We start from the raw sequence: 13,741 nt of genomic DNA, 5'->3' as shown, positions 1-13,741 counted from the left end.
TCTACGACTGGTTATCCACTTTTAACACCGCCAAAAATGCTTCTTGTGGAATCTCAACACGTCCCACTTGCTTCATGCGTTTTTTACCTTCTTTTTGCTTTGACAGTAGTTTTTTCTTACGTGACACGTCACCGCCATAACATTTGGCAAGTACGTCTTTACGCATGGCTTTGACGGTACTACGGGCAATGATTTGGCTACCAATCGCCGCTTGAATTGCCACGTCAAACATTTGACGCGGAATCAATTCTTTCATTTTTTCAACCAGCTGATTACCGCGATAGCGCGCTTGCTCAGCATGACAAATCATCGCCAAAGCATCAACTTTTTCGCCATTAATGAGTACATCTACCCGCACCAGTTTATCTGTTTCAAAGCGCTCAAAACCGTAATCAAGTGACGCAAAGCCACGTGACACCGATTTTAGACGGTCAAAAAAGTCCATGACCACTTCGCCCATCGGAATATCAAAGGTCAACTGCACTTGCTGTCCCATAAACTTCATATCAACTTGGATACCACGACGCTCGATACATAATGTCATCACGTTACCCAGATAATCGGGTGGCACCAAAATGTGACAGCGCGCAATCGGCTCACGAAACTCATCAATCAGACCTGGGTCAGGCATTTTTGATGGGTTATCGATTTGGATAATCTCACCATTGCGTTTTTTGATTTCGTAGATAACGGTCGGGGCGGTGGTAATCAAATCTAAATCGTATTCACGCTCAAGACGTTCTTGGATGATTTCCATATGGAGCATCCCCAAGAAGCCACAGCGAAAACCAAACCCAAGGGCATCAGAGGTATCAGGCTCAAAAAACAACGCAGCGTCATTGACTTGCAGCTTTTGTAGCGCTTCACGAAACGCCTCAAAGTCACTCGAGTCGACAGGGAACATACCGGCATAAACTTGCGGCTTGACCTTTTTAAACCCTGGTATGCTATCTACATCTGGGGTTTTGGCAAGGGTAATGGTATCGCCCACAGGCGCGCCGCCAATGTCTTTGATACCGGCAATCACAAAACCCACTTCACCGGCTTCTAAGATATTGGTTTCAAACGATTTTGGGGTAAATACCCCAATCGATGTCACAATATGCGTGCCTTTGGTCGATTTGATATGGATTTTATCGTCTTTTTTGAGCGTGCCTTGGCGCACACGTACCAGTGACACAACCCCAAGATAATTGTCAAACCATGAGTCAATAATTAACGCTTGCAAAGGCGCATCACGGTCGCCTTCAGGCGCGGGAATACGTTCAACAATCGCTTGTAGCAAATCATCCACGCCCACGCCTGTCTTGGCAGACACGCGCGGTGCATCCATCGCTTCAATCCCGATAATATCTTCGATTTCTTGAATCACGCGCTCGGGATCCACTTGCGGCAAGTCAATTTTGTTGAGTACCGGTAATACTTCAAGACCTTGCTCGATCGCGGTATAACAGTTGGCAACCGACTGCGCTTCTACGCCTTGCGCGGCATCAACCACCAGCAAAGCGCCTTCACAAGCCGCCAGTGAACGCGACACTTCATACGAAAAATCGACGTGCCCTGGGGTATCAATAAAGTTAAATTGGTATTTGTCACCGTTTGGGTGGTTATAATACAGCGTGACAGATTGGGCTTTAATGGTAATACCGCGCTCGCGCTCAATATCCATCGAGTCAAGTACTTGCGCCTGCATTTCACGTGCTTGTAGCCCCCCACACATTTGGATAATGCGGTCGGCAAGCGTGGATTTACCGTGGTCAATATGGGCAATAATAGAAAAATTACGAATATGAGATAAGGCGGTCACAATTACCTACTAACAAAAAAGTATATGATTAAATTTGTAGAAAAATAGCCTTATTGTAACGTATTTTTCTACAATCACCTACTGAATTTATTGTGACAGCTTTTGGGAGATCATAAAAAAAGATAAGCTTTGGGTGCCAATGTCTGTTGCAAACACAAAGCCCCAAACAAAGGCCAAACCCTCCCCAAATTAGGCTTTTTTGACGACGCTGGATTTGAGTTTCATCGCGCCAAAACCGTCAATTTTACAATCAATATCATGATCATCGGGCGCATCATGGAGCAGACGAATGGATTTGACTTTAGTGCCAACTTTAATGGGCGTGCTTGCGCCTTTGACTTTTAAGTCTTTAATAACCGTCACACTATCCCCATCTTGTAACACATTGCCGACGGCATCTTTAATAACTTGTTCGCTGGCTGCTTCGGCTTCGCCCGCTTGCCATGCCTGCTGTTCTGCTTCAAAGCCACACATCGGGCAAATCAATAAATCGCCATCTTGGTAGGTATAGTTTTCTTTACACTTGGGGCATGGGGGACAGGCAGGTAAACTCATAGCACACGCTCAATCAGCTGAGAAAAATTTTAATAGTCTTAAGGTAGTGTATTGTACGCGATAAGTCGCCCCAATAATAGTAATCAGCTAGCATACAAAACCCTCTGACAAATGACCTAGTAACAGCACTTAGTCAAGCAGAACCTAATAAAGCATGATTGCAGTCTGAGCCCAATTGTGCAAAACTTTGATGATAATTTTTTTAGCCAATAAAAAGAGAGCCACCATGACAGATTTCGTCGTCTTTGATATAACCGGTGCCGATGCCCAAAAATTCTTGCAAGGACAAGTAACCTGCAACGTCACCAAACTCAGCGACCAATACCAAGCGACAGCGATTAGTAACCTCAAAGGGCGCGTTGCGTTTGGTATTTGGATTAGAAAAATAGCGGATGAAGCTTACCAAATCGTCATCAGCCAAGACTGTGCCGATGAGTTTGCCAAGCATATCAAAAAATATGCGGCGTTCTCAAAACTCACCTTATCAGCCCCACGTGATATTTTTACGGTTGTTGACAATGGGGTACCTAGTTTTAGCGAATCAGAGAATGGCACTGACATCGACGTTCACCGCAAAGCATGGCAAAAAGCGAGTATTGCTACAGGCAATTACTGGATTGTCAAAGCCACCGCAGGCTTGTGGCAACCCCAAGAGTTACGTCTACACCAACAAGGCGGGGTTGACTACGATAAAGGCTGTTATTTAGGTCAAGAAATCATTGCACGGTTATATTTTAAAGCCAGCCCAAAAGCTTGGCTCCACCGCGTAGCAGGTACCGGTGATGTACCTAACGCAGGTGAAAAAATTGGCAACGTGGATGTGGTTAATAGCATTGCTACTGAGACAGGTTTTGAAGCCTTGGTCGTCGGGCGTCCCGATGATATTGCCGCCAGTAATCTGACCATTCTTGAGTTACCTCAAGCACTGCAACAACCGGTTGCGCGCCAGCACTAAACACCCACCAAACTTGATTAAAGTAAATAAGCTAAAATAAATGGGTTAAAATAAAAAAGGCATTTCGCTGATGCCTTTTTTAACTACTTTTTTAGGTTTATCAATAGCTAACTTACTTCAAACCTAAACCATTTTATATTTATAGCTAAACCACTTCGCCAGCCACAAACCCACTTGCCCAAGCCCACTGGAAATTGTAGCCACCTAGCCAACCAGTAACATCGAGCACTTCTCCGATAAAATGCAAATTCGGTTGTAACTGACTTTGCATGGTTTTTGAGGAGACTTTATCAGTAGCAACGCCGCCGCGCGTGACTTCAGCTGTACGATAGCCTTCAGTGCCTGATGGCGTCAAACGCCAAGCATTGAGCTGCTCGCCGAGCTGCGCTAACTTCTCGTCTTTAATATTGGCAAGCTCAGTCTCCGCCATGTCTTGCCATAATAAACTTTGCAAAGTAGCCATCACTTTTTTAGGTAGCGCCGCCGCGCCTATCTGGTCATTTAGCACGGTTCTGATCAGCTGCTTTGGGTGCTGTTTTTTTTGCTCGGCTAAAAATGCTGCCATATCCAGGCTTGGGAATAAATTGATAAAAATTGGCTCGCCCACCTGCCAATAATTCGATAGCTGTAACATCGCAGGCCCGGATAAACCGCGATGGGTAAATAGTATGGGCAACCTAAAACTGATGCGCTCATTAAACGCAATGACCTCAAAACTAACCCCCGATAACGATTTAATCGCATCGCCAATTTTATCGGTAAAGGTAAAGGGTACGAGTCCTGCCGATGTTGGCATAATGGTATGCCCAAATTGCTGCGCTACTTGGTAACCAAATCCTGTCGCACCCATGGTCGGAATTGACAGCCCGCCTGTGGCGACTACCAACGAGTGACAAGTTAAGGTTTGCTCGCTACTTTTTTGATTGGCTAGTTGATTAGCCTGTTGATGAGGTTGTTGACTAGCTGGTTGATTAACAGTTAACACAAACCCCGTATTGTCGGGTAACGCTTGGATTTGCTGGATGCTGGTTTTTAGTTGAATAGTTACTTGATTGGCGCGGCACTCAGTCAGTAGCATTTGCAAAATATCATTGGCAGAGGTATCACAAAATAGTTGTCCATGCTCACGCTCATGATAGGGAATCTGATACTGGCTAACCATGCCAATAAAATCCCAATTTAGATAGCGGGACAATGCCGATTTGCAAAAGTGCGGATTGCTACTTAAATAATGCTTTGGCTCAATGTCATAGTTGGTAAAATTACAGCGCCCACCGCCGCTCATAAGGATTTTCTTGCCCGCTTTATTGGCATGATCTACCACCAGTACCCGCCGTCCGCGCTTGCCCGCTGTCAATGCACAAAATAGTCCTGATGCCCCTGCCCCGATGATGATGACATCATACGCCAATGTGGACGGTGCGTTTGTTGACCCAGTGTGATTTTGAACCGTGTCAATCTTTGGTGAAGTATTTGATGAAGTATGTTGTTGCTGCATGATGACCGCTATTTTTTAAGTAAAAGACCAAATGAGAATCCGCTTACAATAAGGATATTTGCCCAAGATCGGAAAAAATATCCTTAAAAATATCCTGAGTAACATTGCAAAATTTGTGATTTTTTGCCAAACTAAGGAAAAGGCACTCTAGAATCAAGGATGAGATTGTATTGCATTTTCATAGTGAGCGGACGTTTATTGATGGCTCGTTTCATCGCTCTGTTGATAGCCCGTGTTACTGCCAGCTTATCAATGTTAGCTTATCAAGGTGAAAATGTTGTTTTTTAAGTTAAGCCCGCTACCTATTTGAGCCGTTTGTCAGTTCGTAGCCATTTAGAGTATTACCCCACCACCCTGTCATAACAAGGAATGTTTTATGAAGAGCTACCCTCATAGCGCTGAATTTGCCGCTAAAGCCAATACCACTCCCCAAAAATACGCCGAAACCTATCAAGAATCTGTGGAAAATAACGAAGCGTTTTGGGCAAAACGCGCTGAATGGATTGATTGGATAAAAAAACCCACCAAAATCAAAAACGTCAATTATGACCTAAACAATTTTAGCATTAAATGGTTTGAAGATGGTGAGCTTAATCTATCGGTCAACTGTCTTGACCGTCACGTTGCTGAAAACCCTTACAAGCCTGCGATTATTTGGGAAGGCGACCACCCCTCACTTCATAAAATTATCTCATATAAAGAGCTACATTCAGAAGTATGCCGCCTTGGTAGCGCATTGCGTCGTAAAGGCGTCAAAAAAGGCGACCGCGTCACCATTTATTTACCGATGATTCCTGAAGCGGCGGTTGCGATGCTGGCTTGTGCGCGGATTGGTGCGGTTCACTCATTGGTATTTGGCGGGTTTTCAGCAGACAGCCTAGCCAGCCGTATCATCGATAGCCAATCAAAAATTGTCATCACCGCTGATGAATCTGTGCGTGGCGGTAAACATACGCCGCTTAAACAAAATGTGGATCGTGCGCTAGACCATGACGGCACCGAATGTGTTGAAAAGGTCATTGTGGTGTACCGTACCGGTGAATCCATCCCAATGAGTGGTCGCCGCGACATTTGGTATCACAACTTAATCGATAATGCCTCTGAAGACTGTCCGCCAGAGCCAATGAATGCCGAAGACCCGCTATTTTTGCTTTACACCTCAGGCTCAACTGGCAAGCCCAAAGGCGTGGTACACACCACCGGTGGTTATTTGACCTATGCGCTATCCACCTTCCGTGACGTGTTTGACATCAAAGACAATGACGTATTTTGGTGTACCGCCGATGTGGGCTGGGTCACAGGTCACACCTATGTGGTGTATGGACCGCTTGCCAATGGCACAACGACCGTGATGTTTGAAGGGGTGCCACAGTACCCAGATTGGGCGCGTATCGGTCATATCGTTGATAAGCATGATGTTACTATCCTATATACTGCGCCAACTGCCATTCGCGCGATGATGAAAGAAGGCGATGATTACGTCCGTAAATCAAACCGTTCTAGCTTACGTCTGTTGGGCTCGGTGGGTGAACCTATCAATCCTGAAGCTTGGAACTGGTACTATAACGTGGTGGGCGAAGGACGTTGTCCGATTGTCGATACTTGGTGGCAAACTGAAACCGGGGGTATTTTGATGACGCCAATCCCCAATACGGTTGATCTCAAACCAGGCTCCGCGATGAATCCGCTGTATGGTGTCATGCCAGCGATTGTCGATGCCGAAGGTGCTGAATTATCGGGTGCTGCCGAAGGCAACTTAATCATCAAAGACAGTTGGCCGGGTCAAATGCGTACCATTTGGGGAGACCATAAGCGCTTCTTAGAAACTTACTTTAGCACCTATCCAGGCGCTTACTTCACAGGTGATGGTGCCCTGCGCGATGAAGACGGTCATTATTGGATCACAGGTCGTGTGGATGATGTCTTAAACGTCTCTGGTCACCGCCTAGGTACGGCAGAGATTGAAAGTGCGTTAGTATCGCATCCTTCCGTCGCTGAAGCAGCTATTGTGGGTATGCCGCATGAGCTTAAAGGTCAAGGCGTTGCCGCTTACGTCATCTTAAAATCAGGCGAAGAGCCAAGCGAGATGCTTAAAGGGGAAATCAACCGTCATGTCCGTGGTGAGATTGGTCCAATCGCCAACTTAGACTCGCTATATTTGGTCGAAGCCTTACCAAAAACGCGCTCCGGTAAAATCATGCGCCGTATCCTGCGTAAACTTGCCGCGCATGAATTTGAAGGTTTAGGCGATACTTCAACCTTGGCAGAACCAGAGGTGGTTGATAACCTTATCAATGTGGTTAAAGCCGATAAACAACCTGCTTAATTTCTGCTTAGATTTAAAAAAACGTCTGTAGTTACAGGCGTTTTTTCATGGTTTTTTAATTGTTAGAGACCTTTGCACAAACCAGCGACCTTCTGTCGACACCAATTTCAAACTCAACTAAAAACTGGAATTGGTGTTAAAAAAGCGAAAAAAGTCACCGAATTGGCATAAAAGTCTCCTAAATTGCAGTAAATTAACGTCTATTGGCTAGTTTTGCCAACCAACAGACACACTAACCTTAAGGTAGTCCGTATTTTCGCTTCAAACCTAGGTCGGTTTTTAAATTATGCACAATGCTAGCAAGCAATGTACTGGTATGAAATTGCATTAAGCCAAGATGACGAGCCCTGCTCATCCCATAATGTAATTTAAAATGACCGAATACCCGTTCTACCGTATTTCTGGTTTGGCTCTTTTGGGTATTGGTACGTTTCTGTTGTTCGGTAAGTGGTGTATTACGCCATGCCCTATCATGGATATGATTGTTGATAGGCGGTTTATGCTCGGCAAGATTGTCGTCATGGGCTTGGCTTTTATACGCACTGTCGGCGTAAACGGCTGATTCATCACCTGTTAAAAGCGTGGTAAAACATTGTGAATCATGGACATTGGCTGGGGTAGTTCGAATCTTTTTGACAAAGCTGTCTTCATCACAATTAAGATGGATTTTAAAGCCGTAGGTGGTTTTTACTTTGCCTGTGCTGTCTTTTTTACTGACGTAGGCAGCTTCGTTATCTTGGGTATTGTCGGTATGTTTGCCTTTTTTAGCTCGTTTGTTTTTGGCTTCAACGATACTGGCATCAATGATGCTAACACTGCCTGCTTTGATGATGATATTTTGCTCGGCTAGTTGTTGACTGATTTGGTTGAATAAGGGTTTAATGAGTCAAAGTTCACCTAAGTGTTTGTGGTATCGCCAGATGGTGCTGTGGTCGGGTACGTTATCGGTAAGCGATAGACCAACAAAGCGACGAAATAGTAAATCTCTTGCCAGTTGTTTTTCCATGGCTGGGTCGGATAGGTTATAGAGTTTTTGTAGTAGTAAGATTTTAAACATGATGACAGGGTGAAAGGCACTTTCGCCACGGTCACTGCTATGAACGTGGCGTAAGGTTTGCTCGATAGTTTGCCAGTTGATAAGGTTGTGTAGTTCATCAAGTTCTTCGATGGCTTTATGACCATTGATGAGACTGTCTGCTAGGGAGAGTTGCCCTGTTTGTTTCCATGCCATATTCGTGTCTTTTGCTATCTTTTTGACTTTACTGTATTATATCACTTTTACAAACTTTTGTTTATTTGTTAGTGCAAAGGTTTCTAATTTATCTCTCCTCAAATATTTTGGAAAACGCCATGCGATTAATGCAACCCTTCCATACGTTGACGAATCAAATTTTTGACTATGTCAATCTTCCTCATGGTTTGACTCATACCACCGATTTGAACCAAACCGATAATAAACTTGATGCGCTTATTAGGCCAGCTGGGGGTTGGGGTGCGTTGATAGCCGTGCAAGGTAATATGCGAAAGCAGCAGGCATTGACCCGTGCGCCAATCACATTATTAGACCTAAATCAGCCATTTGGCACTAAGTGCCCAAGTTGTGCATTTCCAAACGGCAAAAAAAAGCCCATTAATTTTTGTGAAAATGGGGCTAAAGCAACGGCATTTGAAACCACCAAAAAAACTGTGACGGCTGATTTTTTTGCCAAATATACCGTCACTGAACTGCTCGCGCAAAGTGATTATTTCTTGGAAAACCAAGGACGCTTGACTGAGCCTATGCAGTACAATGCGGCGACTGATGAGTACGAATCCATCGAATGGGAAGCTGCTTATCAGTTGATTGCCAGTCATCTCAATCGATTGGATGACCCGAATGAAGCTGTCTTTTATACCTCTGGTCGAGCCAGTAATGAAGCGTCGTTTTTGTATCAGTTATTTACCAAATGCTATGGCACGAACAATATGCCAGATTGCTCCAATATGTGCCATGAAGCAAGCAGTGTGGGGTTAAAAGATAGTATCGGCTTAGGTAAAGCAACCATCATAATGGATGACTTTGAGCATTGTGACAGCGTGTGGAGTTTTGGGCATAATCCAGGTACCAATCACCCACGTATGCTAGAAACATTGGCAAATGTCGCTGAGCGTGGTGGCAAAATCATTGTGATTAATCCGCTTAAAGAGCGGGGACTTACCCGTTTTCAAGATCCAAAACGCCCAAGCCAAATGCTGACAAATGGTAGCACGCCACTTAGTCACTATTTTTTCCAGCTAAACATTGGCTCAGACTATGCGTTAATGACGGGCATACTCAAGCATTTAGATAATTGGGATCGCGAGGCACGGGATAACGTTAAAGCCACTATTTTTGATCATGACTTTATTCAAGCCCAGACCGTAGGCTTTGATGAAATGATTGCAGGGGTAAGGGCGACCGATTGGCAAACCATTTATCATATTACAGGGTTAGACGCGCAGCAAATTGAGCAACTAGCCCAGCTTTATCGAGAGAGTAAACGTCCTATTTTAACATGGTGTATGGGCATCACCCAGCATCGTCATGGTACGGACAATGTGCATATGTTGGCAAATTTAGCCTTGGTTATGGGGCATATTGGCAAGACAGGGACGGGACTTGCGCCGATTCGTGGGCATAGTAATGTTCAAGGTAACCGTACCATGGGTGTATGGGACAAGCCTTCAGATAAGCTACTTGATCAAATCGACAAAGTTTTTGGCATTAAGTCCCCTAGAGCGCATGGCTATAACGTTGTAGAGACCCTTGAAGCCATGCAACAAGGCAAGGTTAAAGTATTTATGAGCCTAGCGGGCAATTTTGCAGTGGCAACCCCCGATAAAGCACGTACAGAAGCGGGTATTCGCGGCTGTGAGTTAACGGTACAGATACAGACCAAGCTCAATCGTAGCCACTTGATTCATGGTAAAGAAGCCATTATTTTACCTTGTTTAGGACGAACAGAAATTGATAAGCAAGGCGACAATAACCAATACATTAGTATTGAAGATTCCATGTGTAATGTGGTGTTGTCACAAGGAGCGCGTCAGCCTGTTTCACATAAATTGCGCGCTGAAACTGAGATTATCGCAAGTATCGCTGCGGCTACACTTAGGCATAGCCCGATTCGTTGGGCTTGGTATGTAGAAGATTACGACCGAATTCGTAATGACATTGCTAAAGCCATTGAAGGCTTTGATAACTTTAACCAAAAAGTCTATACCAAACAAGGCTTTCATCTACCGCATCCTGCCAACCTTTATGAATGGCAGACCCAATCTGGTAAAGCCACCTTTTTCTTTACACCGTTAACCGAGATTTATGCAGATAAATTGACGGCTCAGCCCGATGATTTATTAACACTAACCAGTATCCGTTCTCATGACCAATTCAATACCACCATTTATGGGTTGGATGACCGCTATCGCAACGTTTTTGACACGCGGCAAGTAATTTTTATGAATGCTGATGATGCTGATAGATTGGATTTAAAAGCAGGTGATAAGGTGACTATCCAAAGTGAATACGGCGATGGTATTGAGCGAAAAGTCACAGGCTTTCAAGTCATTTTGTATGATATCCCTAAAGGCAATCTAGCCATGTACTACCCTGAAGCCAATCCACTGATTGCGATGACAGATTTTGATAAAAAATCAGGCATGCCTGCCTTTAAAACCGTGTCGGTTAGACTGAAAAAATGTGCTTAATAATCATAGGGTTGCTTAAAAAACCCTATGGATGATTGTTAAATGTAAAAGTATCATTAAATAAAAAAGTATCATTGAATAAAAAAGTGATGATTGAAAAAACAGGCTGAAAAGTTGATAAAATAGTGACAAATGATTCACACTAGCCATCAAATGCCCAGCCTGTTCTAGTCTATCAGGTTGCCCCAGCTTATCTAAGCGCTTGTATTAAGCGGTTAGATAAAGAAAAAGGGCGTAGAAAGCGGTAAAAAGCCCTATTGATCAATCAGTCGTAATTGAGTCTTTTGAATTTTGCCAACCGCGGTTTTGGGCAATTGCTCAATAAATGCATAATGACGTGGGCGTTTGTAGCCTGTCAGCTGCTCGTGGCTAAACGTTTTTAGCTCATCGACTGTCAAACTGTCGTCTCCTTTGACAATATAGGCTTTTACTGATTGCCCTTGCATTGCATCATCAATGCCAATCACCGCACATTCTTGGACTTTGGGGTGGGTTAATAATATCGCTTCGATTTCGGTGGGATAGACATTAAAGCCACTGACAATCAGCATGTCTTTTTTGCGGTCAAGCAGCTTGATATGGCCATTTTGTAGCATCATACCAACGTCGCCTGTTTTGAGAGAGCCGTCGGCTAAAAAGTAATCGCGGTTATCAATGTTATGATAGCCTTTGGTGACGTTATCACCTTTGATACAAACCTCGCCCACTTCGCCTAAAGCCACTTCATTGCCGTCATCATCACAGATTTTGATATCAATACTTGGCAAAGGGATGCTAATATCACCAGAGTATTGATGGTTAGTCAGCGGGTTACAGGTGCCTGCCCCTATGGTTTCAGACATCCCCCATCCTTCTATCATTGGACAGCCTGTCATCTCAAGCCAAGTTTTGGCGGTGGTTGGGGTCGCTGCCATCCCGCCTGCGATGGATAATTTTAGTTGACGGGTATCGACATTGTTAAAATCTGGGTGATTGATTAATGCCTGAAACAAGGTATTGACCCCAGGCAAGATATGAAACGGCCGAGCGGCAAGGATTTTAATAAAGTCATCAATGTCTTTAGGGTTGGTTACCAACGTCATGCTCATGCCAGATTTTATCCCTAACATGGCAAAAATAAAGGCAAAGATATGATACAGCGGCAAGGCTAGGATACTATGAAAGGTATGTTGGTCATTTTGTTGTAGTACGGGTAAAAACCATTGATAGTATTGCTCAATGGCCGTCAAAATATTGCGATGGGTGAGCAAAATGCCTTTGGGTCTGCCTGTGGTGCCGCCTGTGTATTGAATAAAGGCAACATCATCCAGTGATTTATTTGGCGGTTGATAAGGTAAATTTTGAGCAGCTGTTAATACCTGACTTAAGCGTAACGGCTGATAGTTGTTGTCAATTTGGTAAGGTGCTACCAGTTTTTTGACATATTTGACGCCAAGATTGACAAACTTGCCTTTAACGCCTAGCAAATCACCCAACGTGATAATCACTACTCTTTTAACGGGCGTTTTATCGATGACTTTTTGTAAGGTATGGGCAAAATTCTCTTGTTAAATATTTTTAAAAATCCAATTCAAATTTTTAATTTTAATGATGATTTAATTAAACCCAATTGCTTACAATTTTGGGCTTAATCATGCGATAATTGGTTATGTTATAATGCTGACCAAAGGCATTTTTAATAAAACCAATATAACAAGGATAAACCGATGACTGATATGACTGCGGCCACAGCGCCATTAGATTTTAGCAAACCCATCAAATCCCGTGCTGCGGTAGCTTTCGCTGCGGGAGAACCATTACAAATCGTCGAAATCGACGTTGAGCCACCGCGTAAAGGTGAAGTACTCGTCAAAATTACTCATACGGGCGTTTGCCACACGGACGCATTCACCTTAAGTGGCGATGACCCTGAAGGGGTTTTCCCAGTGGTTTTGGGTCATGAAGGCGCAGGTATTGTGATGGCAGTCGGTGAAGGGGTGACCAGTGTACAACCTGGTGATCATGTCATTCCGCTATATACGGCTGAATGTGGTGAATGTTTATTTTGTAAAAGTGACAAAACCAACTTATGCGTTGCGGTGCGTGCCACCCAAGGTAAAGGCGTGATGCCTGATGGTACTACCCGCTTTAGCTATCAAGGTCAACCAATTTATCATTACATGGGCTGTTCGACATTTAGTGAATATACTGTCGTTGCTGACGTATCGCTTGCTAAAATCAATCCTGAAGCCAATCCTGAGCAAGTCTGTCTATTAGGTTGTGGCGTGACCACAGGACTAGGTGCGGTAAAAAATACCGCTAAAGTACAAGAAGGCGATAGCGTCGCGGTATTTGGGCTTGGTGGTATTGGGCTTGCTGTTATTCAAGGTGCCAAACTTGCCAAAGCAGGTCGCATTATTGCGGTTGATACCAACCCTGAAAAATTTGAGTTAGCCCGTGAGTTTGGCGCGACTGATTTTGTTAATCCAAAAGATTATGACCAACCCATTCAACAAGTGATTGTTGAGATGACGGGTTGGGGTGTGGACCACAGTTTTGAATGTATCGGTAACGTCAATGTCATGCGCTCGGCACTTGAATGCGCGCATCGTGGCTGGGGTCAAAGCGTGATTATTGGTGTCGCGGCTGCAGGTCAAGAGATTTCCACTCGTCCGTTCCAACTGGTGACAGGTCGCCGCTGGTTAGGCTCTGCATTTGGTGGGGTGAAAGGTCGCTCACAACTGCCAGGTATGGTGGAGCAAGCCATGCACGGTGATATCCAACTGGCACCTTTTGTCACCCATACCATGGGTCTTGAAGATGTTAATACCGCATTTGATTTGATGCATAAAGGTGAGTCCATTCGTTCAGTGTTGCATTACTAAACCAGTACCG

The 13,741-nt window shown here is 44.3% G+C and carries 8 protein-coding genes and 1 pseudogene; 4 read left to right on the top strand and 5 right to left on the bottom strand.

The features are described from left to right. Position 1: 1 nt before the first annotated feature. Positions 2 to 1,807: a translation elongation factor 4 gene (gene lepA, locus RT064_RS04070; RefSeq protein ID WP_065253830.1), complete on the bottom strand. Its 1,806-nt coding sequence runs from the start codon at positions 1,805 to 1,807 to the stop codon at positions 2 to 4. 189 nt (positions 1,808 to 1,996) lie between these two features. Continuing rightward, positions 1,997 to 2,362, bottom strand: coding sequence for a zinc ribbon domain-containing protein YjdM (locus RT064_RS04065; protein WP_313061753.1), 366 nt, complete (start codon positions 2,360 to 2,362; stop codon positions 1,997 to 1,999). 226 nt (positions 2,363 to 2,588) lie between these two features. Here RT064_RS04065 and ygfZ point away from each other — a divergent pair, with 226 nt between their 5' ends. Further along, positions 2,589 to 3,317: a CAF17-like 4Fe-4S cluster assembly/insertion protein YgfZ gene (gene ygfZ, locus RT064_RS04060; RefSeq protein WP_313061751.1), complete on the top strand. Its 729-nt coding sequence runs from the start codon at positions 2,589 to 2,591 to the stop codon at positions 3,315 to 3,317. A 145-nt stretch (positions 3,318 to 3,462) separates the two neighbouring features. On the opposite strand, the gene RT064_RS04055 is transcribed toward ygfZ, so the two are convergent. Continuing rightward, positions 3,463 to 4,815 (bottom strand): BaiN/RdsA family NAD(P)/FAD-dependent oxidoreductase, encoded by a 1,353-nt coding sequence (locus RT064_RS04055; RefSeq protein ID WP_313061749.1) that lies wholly within the window; start codon positions 4,813 to 4,815, stop codon positions 3,463 to 3,465. 376 nt (positions 4,816 to 5,191) lie between these two features. On the opposite strand from RT064_RS04055, the gene acs reads away from it, so the two are divergent. Next, on the top strand, positions 5,192 to 7,141 hold the full coding sequence (gene acs / locus RT064_RS04050; protein ID WP_313061745.1) for an acetate--CoA ligase: 1,950 nt from the start codon (positions 5,192 to 5,194) through the stop codon (positions 7,139 to 7,141). Between the two features lie 238 nt (positions 7,142 to 7,379). Here the strand turns inward: acs and RT064_RS04045 are convergent. Continuing rightward, positions 7,380 to 8,372 (bottom strand): annotated as a pseudogene (locus RT064_RS04045) (IS5 family transposase). Positions 8,373 to 8,491: 119 nt separating this feature from the next. Between RT064_RS04045 and RT064_RS04040 the strand changes: the two are divergent. After that, the gene (locus RT064_RS04040) at positions 8,492 to 10,867 is read left to right on the top strand and encodes an FdhF/YdeP family oxidoreductase (protein WP_313061743.1); all 2,376 of its coding nucleotides are present in this window, start codon (positions 8,492 to 8,494) and stop codon (positions 10,865 to 10,867) included. A 254-nt stretch (positions 10,868 to 11,121) separates the two neighbouring features. Here the strand turns inward: RT064_RS04040 and RT064_RS04035 are convergent, their stop codons facing one another. Beyond that, positions 11,122 to 12,354, bottom strand: a complete 1,233-nt coding sequence (locus RT064_RS04035; protein WP_313061739.1) for an AMP-binding protein — start codon at positions 12,352 to 12,354, stop codon at positions 11,122 to 11,124. A 267-nt stretch (positions 12,355 to 12,621) separates the two neighbouring features. On the opposite strand from RT064_RS04035, the gene RT064_RS04030 reads away from it, so the two are divergent. Next, on the top strand, positions 12,622 to 13,731 hold the full coding sequence (locus RT064_RS04030) for an S-(hydroxymethyl)glutathione dehydrogenase/class III alcohol dehydrogenase (protein WP_313061972.1): 1,110 nt from the start codon (positions 12,622 to 12,624) through the stop codon (positions 13,729 to 13,731). The last annotated feature ends 10 nt before the right edge of the window (positions 13,732 to 13,741 follow it).

This window comes from Moraxella sp. CTOTU49097 (assembly GCF_032064105.1).
GTDB lineage: Bacteria > Pseudomonadota > Gammaproteobacteria > Pseudomonadales > Moraxellaceae > Faucicola > Faucicola osloensis_B.
Note: the sequence above shows the minus strand (reverse complement) of the source record. Positions and strands in the feature narration are given on the sequence as shown.

Excerpts from the sequence above, each read along its gene's own strand:
- acs (WP_313061745.1), top strand. The coding sequence starts at position 5,192 with ATGAAGAGCTACCCTCATAGCGCTGAATTTGCCGCTAAAGCCAATACC.
- RT064_RS04055 (WP_313061749.1), bottom strand. The coding sequence starts at position 4,815 with ATGCAGCAACAACATACTTCATCAAATACTTCACCAAAGATTGACACG.
- ygfZ (WP_313061751.1), top strand. The coding sequence starts at position 2,589 with ATGACAGATTTCGTCGTCTTTGATATAACCGGTGCCGATGCCCAAAAA.
- RT064_RS04065 (WP_313061753.1), bottom strand. The coding sequence starts at position 2,362 with ATGAGTTTACCTGCCTGTCCCCCATGCCCCAAGTGTAAAGAAAACTAT.
- RT064_RS04040 (WP_313061743.1), top strand. The coding sequence starts at position 8,492 with ATGCGATTAATGCAACCCTTCCATACGTTGACGAATCAAATTTTTGAC.